This window comes from Chryseobacterium sp. CBTAP 102 (assembly GCF_003201365.1).
Lineage (GTDB): Bacteria > Bacteroidota > Bacteroidia > Flavobacteriales > Weeksellaceae > Chryseobacterium > Chryseobacterium candidae.
Map to the genome: position 1 here is coordinate 349,866 of NZ_QICX01000001.1, position 20,831 is coordinate 370,696.

The 20,831-nt window shown below is 38.8% G+C and carries 16 protein-coding genes; all 16 read left to right on the forward strand.

Going from position 1 to position 20,831, the window contains the following annotated elements; genetic code table 11:
• The first annotated feature begins 70 nt into the window (after positions 1-70).
• Entirely contained in the window at positions 71-994 is a 924-nt protein-coding gene (locus C8D70_RS01545; RefSeq protein WP_076594732.1) for a dihydrodipicolinate synthase family protein, read from the forward strand.
• A complete protein-coding gene (locus tag C8D70_RS01550; RefSeq protein ID WP_110366170.1) occupies positions 991-2,481 on the forward strand; it encodes an aldehyde dehydrogenase (NADP(+)) in 1,491 nt (496 codons plus the stop codon). Before C8D70_RS01545 ends, C8D70_RS01550 begins: the two co-directional genes overlap by 4 nt.
• On the forward strand, positions 2,478-3,476 hold the full coding sequence (locus C8D70_RS01555) for a 4-hydroxyproline epimerase (protein WP_076594730.1): 999 nt from the start codon (positions 2,478-2,480) through the stop codon (positions 3,474-3,476). The genes C8D70_RS01550 and C8D70_RS01555 overlap by 4 nt, the downstream gene beginning before the upstream one ends.
• Before the next feature lie 8 nt (positions 3,477-3,484).
• Positions 3,485-4,750 (forward strand): NAD(P)/FAD-dependent oxidoreductase, encoded by a 1,266-nt coding sequence (locus C8D70_RS01560; protein ID WP_110366171.1) that lies wholly within the window; start codon positions 3,485-3,487, stop codon positions 4,748-4,750.
• A gap of 346 nt (positions 4,751-5,096) precedes the next feature.
• Positions 5,097-7,214 (forward strand): zinc-dependent metalloprotease, encoded by a 2,118-nt coding sequence (locus C8D70_RS01570; protein WP_181416078.1) that lies wholly within the window; start codon positions 5,097-5,099, stop codon positions 7,212-7,214.
• Between the two features lie 111 nt (positions 7,215-7,325).
• Positions 7,326-7,820, forward strand: a complete 495-nt coding sequence (locus tag C8D70_RS01575; protein WP_110366370.1) for a GNAT family N-acetyltransferase — start codon at positions 7,326-7,328, stop codon at positions 7,818-7,820.
• A 256-nt stretch (positions 7,821-8,076) separates the two neighbouring features.
• Positions 8,077-8,493, forward strand: coding sequence for an RrF2 family transcriptional regulator (locus C8D70_RS01580; RefSeq protein ID WP_076594726.1), 417 nt, complete (start codon positions 8,077-8,079; stop codon positions 8,491-8,493).
• Between the two features lie 83 nt (positions 8,494-8,576).
• Positions 8,577-9,290, forward strand: a complete 714-nt coding sequence (locus C8D70_RS01585) for a phosphoadenylyl-sulfate reductase (RefSeq protein ID WP_110366174.1) — start codon at positions 8,577-8,579, stop codon at positions 9,288-9,290.
• An 11-nt stretch (positions 9,291-9,301) separates the two neighbouring features.
• Complete coding sequence (gene cysD / locus C8D70_RS01590; RefSeq protein WP_076594724.1) at positions 9,302-10,210, forward strand: sulfate adenylyltransferase subunit CysD; 909 nt, start codon at positions 9,302-9,304, stop codon at positions 10,208-10,210.
• Between the two features lie 94 nt (positions 10,211-10,304).
• A complete protein-coding gene (locus C8D70_RS01595) occupies positions 10,305-11,543 on the forward strand; it encodes a sulfate adenylyltransferase subunit 1 (protein ID WP_110366176.1) in 1,239 nt (412 codons plus the stop codon).
• A gap of 5 nt (positions 11,544-11,548) precedes the next feature.
• On the forward strand, positions 11,549-12,379 hold the full coding sequence (gene epsC, locus C8D70_RS01600) for a serine O-acetyltransferase EpsC (protein WP_076594722.1): 831 nt from the start codon (positions 11,549-11,551) through the stop codon (positions 12,377-12,379).
• Positions 12,380-12,399: 20 nt separating this feature from the next.
• Positions 12,400-13,311, forward strand: coding sequence for a cysteine synthase A (cysK, locus tag C8D70_RS01605; protein WP_076594721.1), 912 nt, complete (start codon positions 12,400-12,402; stop codon positions 13,309-13,311).
• 23 nt (positions 13,312-13,334) lie between these two features.
• Positions 13,335-14,180 carry a uroporphyrinogen-III C-methyltransferase gene (gene cobA, locus C8D70_RS01610; protein ID WP_110366177.1) on the forward strand — a complete coding sequence of 282 codons (846 nt, stop codon included), beginning with the start codon at positions 13,335-13,337 and terminating at the stop codon, positions 14,178-14,180.
• Positions 14,170-15,882 carry a sulfite reductase flavoprotein subunit alpha gene (locus tag C8D70_RS01615; RefSeq protein ID WP_110366178.1) on the forward strand — a complete coding sequence of 571 codons (1,713 nt, stop codon included), beginning with the start codon at positions 14,170-14,172 and terminating at the stop codon, positions 15,880-15,882. The genes cobA and C8D70_RS01615 overlap by 11 nt, the downstream gene beginning before the upstream one ends.
• Positions 15,883-15,915: 33 nt before the next feature.
• Positions 15,916-17,592, forward strand: a complete 1,677-nt coding sequence (locus C8D70_RS01620) for an NADPH-dependent assimilatory sulfite reductase hemoprotein subunit (RefSeq protein ID WP_110366179.1) — start codon at positions 15,916-15,918, stop codon at positions 17,590-17,592.
• A gap of 360 nt (positions 17,593-17,952) precedes the next feature.
• Complete coding sequence (locus C8D70_RS01625) at positions 17,953-20,829, forward strand: TonB-dependent receptor (protein WP_110366180.1); 2,877 nt, start codon at positions 17,953-17,955, stop codon at positions 20,827-20,829.
• Positions 20,830-20,831 lie beyond the last annotated feature (2 nt).

Consider the following 20,831-nt stretch of genomic DNA (forward strand, 5'->3'; position numbering starts at 1 on the left):
TTAGAACATATTAAAATATTAACATTTACCGTTTTGAAATTCTGCTAGTTTTGGATAAATATTATTTGATATGAGTACAAAACTAAACTGGGAAGGTATTTATCCCGCTGTATTAACGCCTTTTACAAAAGAAGGTGAGATAGACTTTGAAATGTTTGCCATCAATACGGAAGCACAGATTAAAGCTGGCGTTCACGGAATTATCCTCGCTGGAACATTGGGAGAAGCCAGCGCTTTGGAAACGGAAGAAAAATTTGAACTGCTGAAATATGCGAAAAAGATAACACAAGGTAGAATTCCTGTCATTCTTAACCTTTCTGAAAATACAACCAAAAATGCAGTTAACTTTGCTCAGAAAGCCAAAGAATTTGGAGCAGACGGACTGATGCTTCTTCCTCCGATGCGCTATAAAGCAGACAGCCATGAAGTTGTTGAATATTTCAAAGCAGTTGCTTCTGCTACAGATCTTCCTATTCTTATCTATAACAATCCCGTAGATTATGGAATATATGTTACCCTTGAAATGTTTGAGGAACTTATTGAATATCCAACCATTCAGGCCGTTAAAGAATCGACAAGAGATCTGGCGAATGTAACCAGAATGATTAACCGCTTTGGAAAAAGAATCAAAATTCTAGGAGGGGTAGATACGATTTGTCTGGAAACCCTGATGCTTGGAGCAGACGGTCTTGTGGCAGGTCTTGTAGATGCTTTTCCTAACGAAACTATGGCCATGTACAACTATGTTAAAACAGGCGAATATGACAAAGCTGTAGCCATCTACAGATGGTTTATGCCGTTGCTGGAACTTGACATTCACCCTAAACTAATCCAGTATATTAAGCTGGCAGCAACAGCAGAAGGAATAAGCAGTCCTTATGTGAGAGCGCCACGTCTTGAACTTCATGGAAAAGAAGCAGAAAAGATTCAAAAAATTATTGAAGAAGGTATAGCTAAACGTCCGTTACTATTAACTCCGGAAAAACAATTATGATTGAAGAAGCATCAACACAAAATATTGACAGAAGAATTCAATTGGCTGTTGAAGCCTTTCAGTTCCTGAAGAATACCACCATCAATGAAAGGGCTGAATTTATGAATGCTGTTGCGGATCAGATTGAAGCTTTGGGGGATGAGCTTTTAACAGCCGCTCATTCCGAAACGTCATTACCATTAGCCAGACTTACCGGTGAAAAGGCCAGAACTGCGGGACAATGGAGAAGCTATGCAAAAGCAGTATCTGCCGGAATCTATACAGAAGCCAGAATTGATCTTTCTCAGCCTGAAAAGCAAAAAGGAGATCTCCGGAAATACAATGTAGGCATTGGACCTGTAGTCGTTTTCGGAGCCAGTAATTTTCCTTTTGCATTTTCTACAGCGGGTGGTGATACTGCGAGTGCAATTGGAGCAGGCTGTCCTGTCATTATAAAAGCACATCCGGCACATCCACAGACTTCACAGATAATGGCTGATGTTATAACTGCAACCGTTAAAGCTTTCGGATGGCCAGAAGGAATTTTTAGCCATATTACAGGGAAATCTTACGAGATTGGCGCTTATCTGACCCAGCATCCGGACATCCAGGCTGTTGCATTTACCGGCTCTTTTAATGGTGGAAAAGCTTTGTTTGATATTGCCAACCGCCGTGACAATCCTATTCCGGTATTTGCAGAAATGGGAAGTATTAATCCTGTATTTGCCCTGCAATACTTGCTTGAAACCAAAGCAGAAGTATTAGCGAAGGAATATATTGCTTCTTTAACGCTGGGAGTAGGGCAATTTTGTACCAATCCGGGAGTGTTTATTGCATTGAAAGGGAAGCCACTTGACCGTTTTATCAGTACTTTAAAAGTGGAAATTCAAAATGTTGCTCCTGCCCATATGCTTCATAAAGGTATATTTGAAAGCTTCGAGAAAAATAAAAATACAGCGATAGCACAACCCAATGTTGAATTGATTGCATCAGCACATACTGAAACAGAAGGCTCATATGGAAATGCTTCAGTGATAACAACCAGTGCCAGTAATTTCATGAATAATCCGGTATTAAGTGAAGAAGTCTTTGGCCCGTTTGGTATTGTTGTAGCATGTGAAACTGACGAAGAGCTTAGGAAAATTGCTCAACAGTTAAAAGGACAATTAACGATTACTATTGCGGCTACCAATGAAGACGTGCGTGAGAATAGTAAACTGATCAATCTTCTTAAAGATAAGTGCGGAAGATTATTATTCAACGGAATGCCTACAGGAGTAGAGGTTGTGTATGGCATGCAGCATGGAGGACCGTTTCCTTCTACTACCGATTCCCGTTTTACCTCCGTAGGACCGGATGCCGTCAAACGCTTTGTTCGTCCAATTTCTTTCCAGAACTGGCCGGATGAATTTCTACCCGAAGAATTAAAAAACAGCAACCCATTACAAATCAGCAGAATGGTGGATGGAGTAATGAATTCAGAATCATTAAATATACAGACCACATGAACAGAACATTTTTTTGTATAGATTCACACACCTGTGGATGTCCTGTACGTCTTATTGCGGGAGGAGCACCCATTTTAAAAGGGAATTCCATGATGGAACGCAGGCTGCATTTCATGCAAGAATACGACTGGATTAGAAAAGGATTAATGTTTGAACCCCGCGGTCATGACATGATGAGCGGAAGTATTCTGTATCCTCCTGTAGATGAAAATAACGATATCGGGGTTTTATATATTGAAACCAGCGGATGTCTTCCCATGTGTGGACACGGAACCATCGGAACGGTTACCATTGCCATTGAAGAAGGTCTTGTTGTTCCCAAAATTCCTGGAAAATTACGACTGGAAACGCCTGCAGGGCTTATCCTCATAGATTATGTACAGGAAGGGAAAAAAGTTAAGTCTGTAAAACTGACCAATGTAAAATCTTTCCTATATGCTGAAAACCTTGAAGTTGAATGTCCGGATCTTGGAATTATAAGAGCCGATGTGGCTTATGGCGGGAACTTCTATGCTATTATAGATCCTCAGGAAAACTTCAGAGATATTTCTGATTTTACAGCCAGCCAGCTCATCCATTATGGAAAACTTATCAGGAAATTACTCAATGAAAAATATCAGTTCATCCATCCTGAAATAGAACATATTACCGGATTAAGTCATATTCAGTGGACGGGTAAACCTACTGATCCTAAAGCCAGCGGAAGAAATGCGGTGTTGGTAGGCGAAAATGCCTTAGACCGTTCACCATGTGGTACCGGAACATCTGCAAGAATGGCTCAGTGGTATGCTAAGGGAAAACTGAAGGAAGGGGAAGAATTTATTCATGAAAGCTATATCGGTTCTCAGTTTATCGGGAGAATTGAAGAAGCCACAACTATTGATGGAAGAGCAGCGATTGTTCCGTCAGTAGAAGGCTGGGCAAGAATTACGGGGTACAATCATATTATCATTGATGATGAAGATCCTTATTGGCAGGGATTTCAGGTTATGTAAATAAATATATGACACAAAATAAAGGAAAAGCACTTATTATCGGTGCAGGAATAGCAGGATTAAGTTCAGCTTATTATCTTTTACAAAAAGGCTGGCAGGTGGAGATTCTGGAACAGAATGACCTTACTGACAACTGTTCTTATGGCAATGCAGGAATGATTGTACCCAGCCATTTTACACCATTGGCAGCTCCGGGAGTTGTTGCACAGGGAATACGATGGATGTTTGATAGTAAAAGTCCGTTTTATGTAAAGCCCTCACTCAATGCCAACCTGATATCCTGGGGATTGAAGTTTCTGAAACATTCCAACCAGAAACATGTTGATCATTCTGCGGCTGCCATCAGGGATCTTAACCTGGCAAGCAGCAGACTTTATAATGAGATTGCACAAAAAGATGAATTTGATTTTGAACTTCATCAGAATGGCATTTTGATGCTTTATAAAACAGAGAAAGTTGCACAGGAAGAGATAGAACTAGCCCACAAAGCAATTAAGATGGGATTACCCGTTGATATTCTGGATAAAAAGGGAATTCAGAAGCTAGAACCCAATACCCAATTGGATGTTATCGGAGGAGTCAATTATAGATGTGACGGGCATATGAATCCCATGAAACTGATGAAACAAATGATCTCTTATCTTAAAAATAATGGGGTAATTTTTCATCCCCATCACAAAGTAACAGGTTTTGAAACTTTCGGAAACCATATTAAGGCTGTTATTGCCAATGATAAGCAGTTTACCGCAGACAGGTTTATCATGACGGGAGGTTCATTCTTACCTGAACTTGCTCAAAAAGCAGGTATTAAAATTCAATTAATGCCTGGGAAAGGATATTCATTCATGCACAAGCCAGAAAACCCACTCAATACCTTGGAACATGCTGCCTTATTACTTGAAGCGAGGGTTGCAGTTACCCCTATGAACGGGCAGATCCGCTTTGGCGGAACTATGGAACTGGCTTCACACCAGGATAAAATTAATATGAGAAGAGTAGAAGGAATCGTTAGGTCTATTCCTGGCTATTTGCCGGATTTCCAGGTTAAAATACCCAAAGAATCTGAAATCTGGTTTGGATACAGACCCTGTGCCCCGGACGGACTTCCTTACTTAGGACAATCTTCCAAATTGAACAATCTGATTATTGCGGGAGGCGGTGGAATGATGGGGTTAAGTCTCGGGCCTATTTTCGGGAAAACAGTTTCAGAGCTTGCCAATGACCAAAAGCCAACGGTTGAGATAAAGATATTCAACCCTGAAAGATTTAGTTAAAAAACATCACATAACACACAAAATTATTATTTATGAAAACACTAACTCTTACAATGCATCCTATTATGAAGATTGCATTTTTTATCGGGTTCTTATTTTGCTATCCCTGTGAAAGCAAAAAATCAGAACCATTGGAGCCATCCCAAACAAATTCCAAAGCTGTATCTGAAAGCACTAAAAAATTAGAAATATTTCTTACAAAACATCTTATTAATGATATAACTTTTAAAAACTAAGACTATATAGAGACAATCAAAACATTTTTAAGTCCAAAACAATTTGATTATTCAAATAATTTATTAACACACAAATCCAAAAAACCATGAAATTTAAATCATTATTAATTATGTCCCTATTTCCAATAATAGGTTTTGCTCAAGAAAACAGACCTCATGAGTGTAAAGCAGATGAAATGATGAAAAAACATTTTGAACTGCATCCTGAATCTAAGGCTGAATATGAAAAATTTGAAAAATACACTCAAGATTTCATAAAAAAAATGGGATCAAACAAAAATTCATTGAATAATAGGATCAGCAATCCAACCTACATCATCCCTGTGGTTTTTCATGTGTATGGAGAATCTCAAAGTAATGTAAAAGTAAATTACAAAAAAGTAGTTGACTTACTGGAACAAATCAACTTAAATTTCAATGGAATTAACACTGATTCAAACACTGTAGATCCTGACTTCCAATCTATCAGAGGAGCTTTAAGCATTGAATTTCGATTAGCTAAAATTGATCCAACCGGAAAAGCAACAAGTGGAGTAGTATTTCACCCTTTCAAAGGCGGATATGGCAATGGAGGCGGATATGATGCAGAAATTGGCACCGATGCTTGGGATAATACAAAGTATATGAATGTGTATATCCAAAATGACCTATATGCTAATAAGGATTTATATCAATCAGGAGTTGCCTGGTATCCGGATTCATACATGACTTCAGTAAATACAGCCAGAGTTGTTTATAATGGACGTTATATATTTAATGCTGCAGGAACAGTAGCTTCAAACGAATTTTCTGATACATTCACTCACGAATTTGGGCATTGGCTCAATCTTCAACACACGTTCAATGTTCTTTGTTCAACTTCAAATCCAGGTAATGATGGGGATGGAGTTGCAGACACTCCTGTAGAAAATATGTCTTCAGGATTAGGATGTACAGCGGGTAACAATTGTCTTGGCCAAAAAGTAAATATTGAAAACTATATGGGATACAATGGTTCTGCCGGTTGTTATAAAATGTTTACCAATGGACAGGTTAACAGAATGCTGGCAGCATTAAACCATCCTTCAAGAATAAATTTATGGAAGCCTGCCAACTTAGCAGCAACCGGAGTTGCTAATACGCCACCTAGGCTAACGCTTAGCAACAGTACATTTACAGAGAACTTAGACAATAGCGGTAGGGTGTCATTAGATGGAACAGTAGCCTCTGCTCCTACATCAACAATTACACTAAATTCAGCAACATTTGCCGTACCCAATGGAACAACTCTTACAGCAGGAACACATTTCACGTCTTCATTACCGGCAGGACTAACAGCAGCGATAGTAGTTACAAGCCCAACAACTGCTACACTTACCATAAATGGTGCTGCAACCAGTCATCCCAAAAGTCAGGTCCTGAATTCATCAATTACATTCCTGAATCCAGCTATAACAGGAGGCACAACTTCACTAGGGTCAACGACAGCTTTAGCATTAACTTTTTCTTATAAAGATCCTTATAAAATAGTTACAGGGACTCCTCTGGAAAGCTATGCCAACCCAATAGCAACAACCGTAACAACCAACTCCGGAGCTCCATGGAAATATTTTATCATTAACCCGGAGCTTAGTGATGATGCAGGATATGGCGCTTGGTACTATGGCGCAAATCAATTAAAATTGGAAACTTATTGGAAAGGATTAGTATGTGAAACAGGAACAAGAAATATCAGTTTAATTCCAGCCTGCACCACTATAACTAATGCAAATAATATAGGTTACCCAATTGGTACTCCCGGACAACTTGACGTGTACACTCCTACATATACTACCTGGTCTGGTAAAACAGCCTATGTTGGTTTTAGAAACCAATTCGAAGGCTACAATATTAACGGCTATTTCAAACTGATTGTTGGGGCCAATGGTTCCGGTTATTCTGTAACTGAGTTTAGATATAATACACAACCATATGGCAGTATTACAACACCTTGTACACTATTATCCACTGCAGACGTTGATACAACAAACTCAGAAACATCTATCTATCCAAATCCGGTTTCTGATGTATTGAATATTAAAACAAAAGGAGAAATTAAATCAGTTACTGTTTATGATTTGTCAGGAAGAAAGATTAATGCTCCGGTTACTGGCCATAAAGTTGATCTTAAAAACTGCCAGAGCGGAACTTATTTAATTGATATTGAAACTTCTTTAGGGAAATCTTCCCAGAAATTCATTAAAAAATAGTTCAGTATTCATATGCAGTTGATTGGGCTTAATTTGTAAGCCCAATTTTTTATCCTGTTTATGAGCAATTCTTCATTTATTTACGTATTTTTATTCTGTAATTACATTTCAATGCAGTATAAAAACGACAGGATTATCATCCGTGAATTTACATCTGAAGAATTTCCTTTATTCTCTACTCTTTTTGAAAATGAAAACGTTACCCGATATCTTCCTTACAAAACTCCTGAAGAGTATAAAGAAATGTTTGACAAAGCATTGGGCAGTTACAAGGAAAGCTCATTCAGCAGATGGGGAATATTTAATGCTCAGAATCAGGATTTTGTAGGAATGTGCCTGGCAAGAATCTTTCTAGACAACCCAGAACAGATAGAAATAGGATATACCTTAGGCGAAAATTACTGGGGTAAAGGATTCGGGACAGAAGTATGTAAAGCACTTGTTGACTATTGCTCTTCATTAAATCATAAGAAAGATATCGTTGCCGTAACCGATCTTGATAATGTCGGATCTCAGAAAGTACTGCTGAAAAGCGGTTTCGGCAGAATTGAAAACCTTGCGCGAGAAGACAGAGAACTGGCTTACTTTATATTGCAAAAAAAGTGAACTTACTGAATACTTTTTTCCCCCAGATTTCACAGATTTACACAAATGCTTGTGCATATTTTTAGACTAAAATAATCTCAGGCAATAAAAAATCAAAGATTTTTTTAAGCTTTAGTGAACTTCTCAGCAATTTATCTGTTACTTAAAATCAATTTAAGTGTTTTAAAATCTTTTGTGACTTTTGTGTTAAAATACAAACTCTTCAGCTATAAAAACATTTCATTTATACAATAATTTATCATAACTTGCAGAAATTATGATGTCGAAACGTTGCAAATATGCGCTTAAAGCAATGGTCAGATTAGCAAGGAATTATAACCAGGGCTTTCTGCCAACTTCCATTATTGCACAGGACGAGAACATTCCCAAGAAATTTCTGGAACAAATCCTTCTTGAACTTAAAAGAGCCAAACTTGTCAACAGCAAGCAGGGTAAAATAGGAGGGTATTATCTTTTAAAATCACCAGATGAGGTCTCATTAGCAGATATTTACCGTATTTTTGACGGACCCATTGCACTTACGCCTTGTGTATCTTTAAATTTTTACGAACCATGCGATGATTGTGTTGATGAAGCAATCTGCTATCTGAGAAAAGAATTAATCATCGTTCGTGAAAAAACCAGAAAAAGTATGATGGAAGCCACTCTGACAAAGTTTATCAATGAAAAATAAAATTTTTTACATTTAAATTCTACTATTTTGATAGGAGTTATAGAATTTTATATATATTTGCAAGACTTAAATCTCAATTCAAAATGGAAAACAGTCTGAAAAATGAATTCGAAAATCTTGTAAAAGAGGCTTCTGAAGCTTCTATTCAAACTAATGGGCTGCAAATACTGACTGAAAGATTCCCGGGAAAAGTGATCTTTTCAACCAGTTTCAGTTATGAAGATCAGGTCATCACTCATCTGATAAAAGATTTAAATATTGAAATCTTCACTTTGGATACAGGAAGACTCTTTGAGCAGACCTATGAAACCTGGACATCTACGAAGGCTTTCTTTAAAAAGAACATCAAAGCCTATTATCCGGATACGGAAGAGCTCAGAGAATTTGTTACAGAAAATGGCCCTGATTCGTTCTACCAATCTGTAGAAAAGAGGAAAGCATGCTGTACTATCCGAAAGGTTCACCCTTTAAAAAAAGCACTGGAAGGCTATAAAGTATGGATTACAGGTTTGAGATCCGAACATTCTCCCAACCGAAAGAACATGCCGCAGCTGGAATGGGATCCGGATAATAAGATCATAAAATTTCATCCCATTCTTCACTGGACCACAGAACAGGTGACAGCATACGTAAAAGATCATCACTTACCTTACAATCACCTCCATAAAAAGGGTTTTGTAAGCATAGGATGTGAACCCTGTACCAGAGCCATCAAAGAAGGGGAAGATTTCAGAGCCGGCCGCTGGTGGTGGGAAGATGCCAACAAAAAAGAATGCGGTCTGCATATTCATCAATAAAAAAGAAAAAAATGTCAATACATCAGTTAAACTATTTAGATCAGCTGGAAGCCGAATCTATTTATATATTAAGAGAAGTTGCGGGTCAGTTTGAACGTCCTGCTTTACTATTCAGCGGAGGAAAAGACAGCATTGTACTGGCTCATCTGGCAAGAAAGGCTTTCTTCCACGGGAAAATCCCTTTTACATTTGTTCATGTAGACACCGGGCATAACTTTCAGGAGGTACTGGATTTTCGTGATCAGCTGGTAAAACAGTTAGATGTAGATCTGGTAGTCAGAAAAGTGGAAGACACCATAAAAAGTAAAAAACTGACTGAGGCTAAAGGTAAATTCCCAAGCAGAAACTGGCTGCAAACCTATACACTTCTTGATACGATTGAAGAATTTGAATTCGATGCCTGTATAGGAGGCGCCAGAAGAGATGAGGAAAAGGCAAGAGCTAAAGAAAGAATCTTCTCCGTTCGTGATGAATTCGGACAGTGGGATCCTAAACTTCAGCGTCCTGAGCTTTGGAATATTTTCAACGGAAAGATCCATAAAGGAGAAAATGTAAGAGTTTTCCCAATCAGCAACTGGACAGAGCTTGATATCTGGAACTATATCCGAAGAGAAAAAATTGCACTGCCTTCCATCTATTTTTCGCATGAAAGAGAAGTGATCGACTTTAACGGTCAGTGGCTGGCCAATTCTTCCCACGTTGTGCTAGAACCAGAGGATATTATCACCACAAAGAAAATCCGTTACCGTACCGTAGGAGATATGACGTGCACTGCAGCTGTAGAATCCAATGCTGTAACAATAGATGCTGTTATCGAAGAAATTGTAGCCACCAGAATTTCAGAACGTGGGGAAACCAGAATTGATGACAGGGTAACAGAAGCCGCCATGGAAGACCGAAAAAAAGGAGGCTATTTTTAATCAATGATAAAAGATAATTGATTAATGATTACACAAAGCATTTTTATCAATTATCATTCATAATTTATCACTTATCATTTATAATTACAATCGGATGGATATATTAAGATTTATAACAGCAGGAAGCGTAGATGACGGTAAAAGTACCCTTATCGGAAGACTGCTTTACGATAGCAAAAGTATTTTGCAGGACCAGTTGGAAGTCCTTGAAAAACATTCCAAAAATAAAAATGAAGACGGAGTAGACCTCGCCCTTTTAACGGATGGTCTTCGTGCTGAAAGAGAACAGGGAATTACGATTGATGTTGCTTACCGCTATTTTTCAACCGCAAAAAGAAAATTTATCATTGCAGATGCTCCAGGACACGTGCAATATACCCGTAATATGATCACCGGAGCATCCAACTCTGATTTGATGGTTATTCTGATTGACGCAAGAAAAGGTGTGATTGAGCAGACCAGAAGACACTCTATCATCGCCTCTTTATTACAACTGAAAAAAGTAGCTGTAGCCATCAACAAAATGGATATGGTAGATTATTCCGAAGAAGTTTTTGAAAATATAAAATCAGAATATGCAAAAATTGCAGAAAATCTGGGATTAAATGAGGTAAGCTACTTCCCGATATCAGCATTGAAAGGAGACAATATTGTTTCAAAATCTTCCAGAACAGACTGGTACGAAGGAAATTCCCTTCTCGAATATCTTGAAGAAGTAAAGCTGCACGAAGAAAAAAATAACGGAAGCCGTTTCCAGGTTCAGTATGTAATTCGTCCTCAGACTGAAGAACTCCATGATTACAGAGGCTATGCCGGACAAATTTTAAGCGGAAAGTTCACAAAAGGAGACAAAATTCATATTCTTCCCGCAGATCTGACCACTGAAATCACCAAAATTGAGATCAATGGGATTGAAAAAGAAGAAGCTTTTGAAGGTCAGCCTGCCGTTATCCATCTCGCTCATGATGTAGATGTCAGCCGCGGAGATATTTTTACTACGGAAGAACATGTTCCCGCAATAGAAAAAGACCTTGAAATTCTTTTATGCTGGCTGGATCAGAAACCTCTGCAGCCGGGGAATAAATACCTTTTGCAGCAGAACAGCAAACTTGTAAAAGCAGTTGTAAAAGAGGTAGATTACAAGATCAATGTCAATACTCTTGTCCGGGAACAGGCCGATGGCGAAATTAAACTGAATGAAATTGTGAAAGTTACACTCCGAACGGCACAGCCTTTGGTCTATGACAGTTTTACTAATAATAAAACAACAGGCTCTGCCATTTTGGTGGATGAAACGTCCAATTCAACGGTAGCAGCCTGTATAATTCAATAGAAAAAATGGCAATTTCCGATCAATTAATTCAAAGAATTCATCAGACCAAACAAAATAATATTCATGGATTCTTTGATAAAATAAAGACAAAAAAATGGGTAAAGGATTTGTATGAAACACTTTTCCTTCCTCAGAGTGACAATACTGAAGATCAGCTGAAAAAAAATTTTGAAGCCATTCAGAAAACACTTTATGATCTGATTAATATTGTAACAGGAGATAAAATCCTTACTGAAAAACAGGTCGGTAAGTTTTATGAAGTTTTGCCGGAACTGTATGATCAGTTGGTGCTGGATGCAAAATCTATTTTGGAATTTGATCCTGCCGCCGATTCTCTGGAAGAAGTATACCTGGCATATCCCGGCTTTTTTGCCACGTATGTCTACCGTATTTCGCATCAGCTCTGGATTCAGGAAGTGAAAATTTTACCACGGGTTATTTCAGAATATGCCCACAGTAAAACCGGAATTGATATACATCCGGGAGCCACCATTGGAAAGTCTTTTTTCATCGATCACGGAACAGGAATCGTGATCGGAGAAACAACGGTTATCGGAAACAATGTCAAAATCTATCAGGGCGTTACCCTAGGAGCATTGAATGTTTCCAAAGAAAAAGCCCATCAGAAAAGACATCCCAATATTGAAGATGATGTGATTATCTATTCGGGAGCTACCATTCTGGGAGGCGAAACCACCATAGGCAGAGAAAGTATCATAGGAGGAAATGTCTGGGTGACACAGGATGTTCCCGCCAATTCTCTGGTCTACCATAAAAGTGAAATAAAAATAAAGGATAATAGTTCTTTACCGGAATCTTTAACCTTTGTAATTTAAAAAAATAAAAATAGATAGATATGAAGTTTCAGAATGCATTAGAAACGATTGGAAATACACCCGTCGTGAAAATTAATAAACTTTTCAGTTCAGATCATGAAATCTGGATCAAACTTGAAAAAAGCAATCCGGGCGGAAGCATTAAAGACAGAATTGGACTAGCAATGATTGAAGATGCAGAAGCCAAAGGATTATTAAATAAGGACAGCGTCATTATAGAACCTACAAGCGGAAATACGGGAATAGGTCTTGCTTTGGTAGCTGCTGTAAAAGGATACAAACTCATTCTTGTCATGCCGGAAAGCATGAGTATAGAACGCCGTAAAATCATGGAAGCTTACGGGGCAGAATTCGTGCTTACTCCAAGAGAAAAAGGAATGAAAGGTGCTATTGAAAAAGCCAATGAACTGGCTGAAGAAACCCCCAATTCATGGATTCCAAGACAGTTTGACAATCCTGCTAATGTAAAAGTACATGTAGAAACCACCGCTCAGGAAATTCTAAAAGACTTCCCGGACGGCTTGGATTATATCATTACCGGAGTAGGAACCGGAGGACATATCACTGGAATTGCAAAAGTGGTTAAAGAAAAATATCCAAACGTAAAAGTTTTCGCAGTAGAACCGGAATTATCACCTGTTTTAAGCGGAGGAAGCCCCGCGCCACATCCATTACAGGGATTGGGAGCAGGCTTTGTACCTTCTATCCTGGATATTACCCTTTTAGATGGAGTAATTACAGTAGGCAAAGAAGAAGCTTATGAATACGCGCTTAAGGCAGCTAAAAAAGAAGGCCTTTTTGTCGGAGTTTCTACTGGAGCCTCTTTAGCAGCCATCGCCAAACATTTACCGCAAATACCGCCTAACGCTAAAATCCTTACCATCAATTACGATACCGGAGAAAGATATCTGTCGGTAGAGGGACTCTTTTAAACCCTTAATTAACAACTACTTCAATGAAAACAAATATAAAATCACCAAAGGTTTACCTTATCGGTGCAGGACCCGGCAACCCTGAACTGATCACCGTAAAAGCAGTAAAAGCAATCGCAGAAGCTGATGTCGTTTTATGTGACCGCCTTGTAAGCCCCGAGATTCTGGAAACCTACGTTAATAAAAACACAGAAATCATTTATGTAGGAAAAGAATGCAGTAAAAATGCTTCCACCCCTCAGTCTCATATCAATACTTTGATGGTGGAATATGCTCTTCAGAATAAAACCATTGTAAGACTCAAAGGGGGAGATGTTTCCATATTTTCCAATATTCTTGATGAACTGCAGGCTTTAAAAGAGAATCATATTCCTTACGAAATCATTCCGGGAATTACAGCGGCGTTAGGAGCAGCTGCATTTGCAGGGATGCCTTTAACGGCAAGAGGGTACTCTACATCCGTTCGTTTTCTGACCTATTATAAATCGGAAATCGTAAGTGAAGAATACTGGAAAGAGCTTGCTTTGACCAATGATACCCTTGTTTTCTACATGTCTAAAGGAAATCTTACTCCTCTTGTCGAAAAGCTTATACAGCTAGGGATTTCAAGTGATAAAAAAATTGCAGTCATTGAACAGGCTACAACACCTTATCAAAAGGTATACACTTCATCATTTGATGATTTTAATGAAAAATTCGGAGACAAAAACTTTGCTTCACCTTCATTGGTGGTGGTTGGTAAAATTGTTAATCTGCATGAAGAATTTTCATGGCTTGAAAATGCAGAACAGGAAGGCCTTTACTTCAAATCAGTGGAAAACGGAAGTTTAATCCCAACAACTCAAAATTTCTTTGAATATGCTGTCTGAAACTAAATTAAATGTATTAAAACAAATCTCCGGAGACCTTTCCCGAGATGAAGCTATATGGGCAAGCGGATATCTGGCAGGTATTGCCGGAGTGTCAGCACTCACAGCCGTTTTACCACCACAGCAAACGAATACTATTGCACAGAATGCTGTAAAGAAAATAACACTCGCTTACGGAACAGAAACCGGAAACAGCAAAAAACTGGCTACCACACTGGCAGGTATCGTTAAGAAAAAAGGACTTCAGGTGAAACTGGCTGACCTTTCCCAATACAAGCCCAAAGATCTGGCAAAAGAAGAGTTCTTTTTCGTAGTCATCAGCACTCAGGGAGAAGGTGAACCACCAGCCCTTGCCAAAAAGTTCTACGATTATATTTATGAAAATGAAATTAATCTTAGCGGACTTAAATATGGAGTACTCGCCTTGGGAGACAGCAGCTATCCCCAGTTCTGCAAAACAGGAGAAGATGTAGATTCACGTTTTGAAATATTGGGTGCTCAGCGTATCATTCCATTAAAGAAATGTGATATCGATTACGAGCAAGAAGCTTCTCACTGGATAGAACATGTATTTGAAACGGTTCATAAAAATGCTGGTCAAAGTCCAAAAATCATCACGACACCTAAGGTTTCTAGCGGAAGAAAGAAATATCAGGGAAAAGTTTCAGCCATCATCAATCTCAATGATATTACGTCTGCAAAAGAAACCTATCATATAGAAATTGAAACAGAAGAAGCACTTAGTTATCAGCCTGGTGCCTCTCTGGGAGTAATCCCTTTCAATTCTAAAGAAATAGTGGACGAAATTATTACGCTGACAGGAATTGATCCTCAGAAACAGATAGAAACATCTAAGGTTACAGCTTCAGTTGAAGAATTGTTACATAAAAATCTTAACATCAGCTATTTGCTTAAATCTGTAGTAGCTCAATATGCAAAAATAACGGGACATTCCATTCCGGAAGTCAGATTAAGCCTTCTTGATCTGCTTAGGATTTATCCGGTGAAAAATGCCGATGAGTTTGAAGAAATAATGCAGATATTAACTGCTCAGGCACCACGTCTTTACTCAGTTTCTTCTTCTCCGGAAGCTCATGGTGACACAGAAATTCATATTACGGTTGCCAAATCGGAGTTCTTTATTGACAATCGGAAACATAACGGATTATGCAGTGGTTTTCTGAGTGAATTCAAAGAAGGAGAAGAAGTGGAATTTTATATTCAGGAGGCTGGACATTTCAAACTGCCGGAAGCGGATAAAGATATCATCATGATTGGTCCGGGAACAGGGATTGCACCTTTCAGATCATTCCTTTGGGAACGTGATGCTACAGGCGCAGGAGGAAGGAACTGGCTGTTTTTCGGGGACAGAAATTTTGTTTCGGATTTTCTTTATCAGGCTGAACTTCAGGATTTTATTAAAACAGGCAGCTTAACGCATTTAGATCTTGCTTTTTCCAGAGATACCCATGAAAAAGTGTATGTTCAGCACAGGTTGGAACAAAAAGCTCAGGAAGTATTTTACTGGCTGGAAGGCGGAGCATCCGTATACATATGCGGAGCCAAAGAACCCATGGCTTATGATGTGGAACAAACCCTACTCACGATTATTCAGAATGAAGGAAAACGCAGCAAAGAAGAGGCTGTTAACTATCTGGAAGAAATGGAGCTGAGTGGCAGATATGCTAAAGATGTGTATTAAAAGAAGTACTCAAAAAATTAAAGGAAACAAGTTATGAACAACGATAAAGAAAACCTTTCACCGGTAGAAAGGATTAAGACCAACAGCAACGGGCTTAGAGGAACTTTAAAAGAAAGCCTTGCTGATCAATTTACCGGAGCCATAAGGGAAGATGACCAGACGCTGATCAAATTTCATGGAATGTACCAACAGGACGACAGAGACCGCAGGGAAGAGCGTGTCTCTAAAAAACTGGAATGGCTGTATTCTTACATGATCAGGCTTAGGCTTCCCGGTGGTTTTTTAACTCCGCAACAATGGGTAGGATTGAATGAAACCGCTGAAGATCATTCCACAGGAACTATAAAAGTAACCACAAGACAAACCATTCAGCTGCATGGAATATTAAAGTCTCATTTAAGACCTACCATTCAGAGCTTCAATCTTCAGCATCTGGATTCGATTGCGGCTTGTGGAGATGTCAACAGAAATGTAACCTGTACAGCGAATCCTTCGGAATCTCCTTTACAGCAGGAAGCTTACGAACTGGCAGGAAAAATCAGTGAGATGTGCCTTCCTAAAACGAAATCTTATTATGACATCTGGATTGATGATGAACTTCTGGTAGACCGTAAAGCAGAGGAAGATCCTCTGTATCAGGACAGATATCTTCCTAGAAAACTGAAAATAGGAATTGCTGTTCCGCCCAATAATGATGTGGATGTATTCATCAATGATATTGCCTTAATTGCGATTATCGAAAATGATAAAATTGTAGGGTACAATATCGCTGCCGGAGGAGGATTAGGAGCAACTCACGGAAATGAAGCTACCTACGCACGTCTTGCATCCATCCTTGGATTTGTAGATACCGAAGAAAAAGTATTGAAAGCTGTCTATGAAATCATCACAGTACAAAGGGATTTTGGAAACAGAAGCGACCGAAAATTATCAAGATTAAAATACACAATTGATAAATTGGGTATCGACCAGTATAGGGCTGAAGTAGAAAAAAGAACAGGCTTCAGCTTTGAACCTGCCAGAGAATTTAATTTTACACAAAGAAAAGACCGCTACGGCTGGATTCAGAATCATGAAGGAAAATGGTTTTACACCGTATTTGTAGAGCACGGAAGAATCCTTAATACAGCAGAATATCCTTTAAAATCAGGTTTGTTAAAAATCGCACAGACGGGTAAAGCCAATTTCCGTTTTACCTGTAACCAGAATCTTATCCTGGCTGACATTGATGAAAAAGATAAGCCCGAAATTGAAAACATTTTAGAAGAACACGGAATTTCAGAACATACCAACAACGCAAGTGCCTTACGTAAAAATTCTGTTGCATGTGTTGCCCTGAATACCTGTTCACTGGCTTTAGCGGAAGCTCAGCGTTATCTGCCTTCTCTGGTCACGAAAATAGAACCTATTCTTGAAAAATATGGTCTGTTGGAAGAAGATATTACCATCCGTATGACCGGCTGTCCTAATGGCTGCGGAAGATCCCCAAATGCTGAAATCGGATTTGTTGGGACAGCTTATGGGAAATATAACCTTCACATCGGAGGAGACCGATTAGGAATGAGACTGAACACAAAATTTAAAGAAAATATTAATGAAGAAGAAATTCTTACCACTCTGGATGAACTTTTCGGAATATATGTACAGAAAAGACTTGCAGAAGAAACATTTGGCGATTTTTCATACCGTTACTTACACACTTTAAATTAATTATATGGCTACTTTTCATTATGATCTGAAAAAAAACAAAAAAACTCAACCTCTTCATTCAGGGAGACGAATGTGTATGTGTTGTTGATTCTTAAATAACAATACAATCTAAGCTGTTTGAAGTCTTTTTTAATTATTATGAAACTTTACCGGACTGTCATTGCGAACCGAAGGTGAAGCAACCTCAGCAATAATATTAATGGCTTAAACCACCCCGTCAAAAATTCTTTGAATTTTCACCACCCCTCCAAAGGAGGAATTCTAAGCCCTTCAATGATAATATTAAACAGCATATAAGACTTTCATCATAGAAGTAAAAATTCAGACAGCTTCATTCTCAACCTAAAAAATGAAGAAAAAATGAAAAACAAAAAGCAGGGAAATTTTCTACCTAAAGCAGGCATTATCGCATTTACATTTCTATTTTTTAACCTGGCGGAAGCACAGCAGCAACTCATAGAGCTTAGCGGAAGCATCAAAAATACAGGTACACACAAAGGTCTCGATTCTGTAAAAGTACAGATCGAAAACACGCAGGATACCGCATTAACGGATCAGGCAGGTAACTTTAAGCTCAGAACAAGAGTTACCATTCCGTTCCGGGTGGTAATTAAGAAAGATGGATTCACAGGTCAAACCGTTGAAATACTTTCACCTTCCAATAAAATAACAGTAGGACTTAACCCTCAGAATACCATTATTGATGACGTAGTGATCTCTGCATCCAGAGTTCCGGAAAAGATATTAAGATCACCGATAGCCATTGAAAAAATTGATATCAAAACCATCAGGGAAAGTCCGGCAGCCTCATTCTATGAGACATTGGAAAATGTAAAGGGGTTACAGCTTTTAACCTCAAGTCTTACTTTAAAGATTCCTAATTCGAGAGGTTTCAATTCGCCTAATAATTTCAGGTTTATGCAGCTGGTGGACGGGGTAGATGTACAGTCGGCAACGTTGGGTGTACCATTGGGAAATGCAATAGGACCTACGGAACTGGATATCCAGTCGATGGAAGTCACTCCGGGAGCGGCTTCAGCGTTGTACGGAATGAATGCCATCAACGGACTGGCAAGCTTACAGACCAAAGATCCGTTTACGTCTGAAGGAATAAGTGTTTATTTCCGTGGCGGAGTGAATCATGTAGACAATGTGAACCATAAAATAAGTTCTCTGGGAGAAAGTGCCATCCGTTTTGCAAAAGTGATTAATAAAAACTTTGCCGTTAAGGTGAATGCTTCCTATTTCAGCGGAACAGATTGGATTTCCAATAATCAGACCGATCAGAATCCGGCATCATTAGTCACTGCCAATCCCAATTTTGCACTCGCCAATAATCCGGCAGAAGACCTTTGGAATAAATACGGTGATGAAAGAAATAATCGTGTAGCCGTAAAAGTGGATTACAATGGGAAACCTACTACATTCAACGTTTCGAGGACAGGATATCTGGAGAAAGATCTGGTGAGTCCTGATGTGAAAAATATCAAGTTTGACGCAGGATTATATTACCGTTTCGGAGATCAGTGGAGAACTTCTTATGTGTACCGCTATGGCTTACTGGATGGAACTTTCCAGAGAGGAAATAAAATCCGTTTGCAAAATGCCACGGTTCAGAATCATAAAGTAGAACTGACAGGAAAAGAACTGACCTTCAGAGCTTATGTATCCATAGAAAATACAGGAGATTCTTATAACCTGAAACCTTTGGCAGATAATCTTGATCTGACGAATCTTTCCAATACCAACTGGAAAAATATATTTCAGACCGCTCTTCAGAATAATCTGAATGCAGGTGCGAATCTTAACGATGCATTTATCCTGGCCCGTCAGCAAGCAGATAAAAACAGAGTTGTACCGGGAACGGCAGCCTTTGAGCAATTAAAAAATACCATCATCGGAATTAATAACTGGGATTCAGCCAATGGAGGAGTAGCAGGAGCTCCGGCAACAGGAGGAGCAAAACTTGAACAGAAATCCCGTTTTTATCAGGGGGAACTTACCTACGATTTCAGCAGGTTTGTGAAAGTTTTCAACCTTATTGCTGGTGTAGACTACCGTTTGTACAGCATTACTCCGGATGGAAATAATTTTGTTGATTTCAATCGTCCGGTCAATGAAAGAAATATTCCTTTAGCCAACGGTACCTTCGGGGAAGATGTTATTTATCAGAAATATGGAGCTTTTGCACAAATTACCAGACTTTTCTTTGATGATAAATTAAAAATCAATGCCGCTTTACGGATCGACAGAAACCCGGAATTTGAAGCTAAACTGAATCCAAGAATAAGTGTGGTCTATTCTCCTGTAAAGCAGCATAACTTCAGAGCTTCTTTTCAAAACGGATATCGTTTTCCTTCGTTATTTGAAGCACTTTCATTCGTCAACAACGGAAATGTAAGAAGAGTAGGCGGTCTTTCAAAAGTAAATGACGGATTAGGTTATCTGGAAAATTCCTATACGCTGGCTTCCATTGATAAATTCACCTCAGCTGTGAATGCAGATGTAGATGCAGGAAAAACCCAGTCTCAGGCAGCTCAGGATAACAAACAGCTTTTAACGGCAGCCAATCTGCAGAAGTTACAGCCGGAAAAGATCAATTCATTTGAAGTAGGGTATAAGTCTACTTTTTTCAATAATAAACTGGTGCTGGACTGGGATTTCTATTATAACATTTATGAAGGATTCCTTGGGCAGGTAGAAGTGGCGGTTCCAAAAAACAGCCAGGTAGGAAGCAATACTGCTGTTCTTGCGATGCTCGATAGAAGCAAGCAGGACAGATATAGGGTTTATACGAACAGCAATAGTACCTACAAAAGCTATGGAACATCTTTAGGGATTCGTTATAATATTACAGGAAATTATAATATCAATACCAATGTTTCTTATAATGATCTGGCTTCCAGTAATACTTCAGATCTGTTTATCACTGCTTTCAACACTCCGAAATGGATGGTGAATGTAAGTGTAGGAAACAGAGAAATTGTTAAAAATATAGGATTTACGCTTGTCGCAAGATGGCAGAGTGGATTTATGTGGGAAAGCCCTTTGGCATCGGGAGCAATTCCGGCTTATTACACCATTGATGCCCAGGCAACATGGAAACTGCCTGAAATTCATGCGAATATTAAGATTGGAGCTACCAATTTACTGAACCGCCGTTATTTTCAGTATGCCGCAGGTCCTGAAATCGGAGGACTGTATTATCTCGCTTTTACTTATGACTTAAAACTGTAATC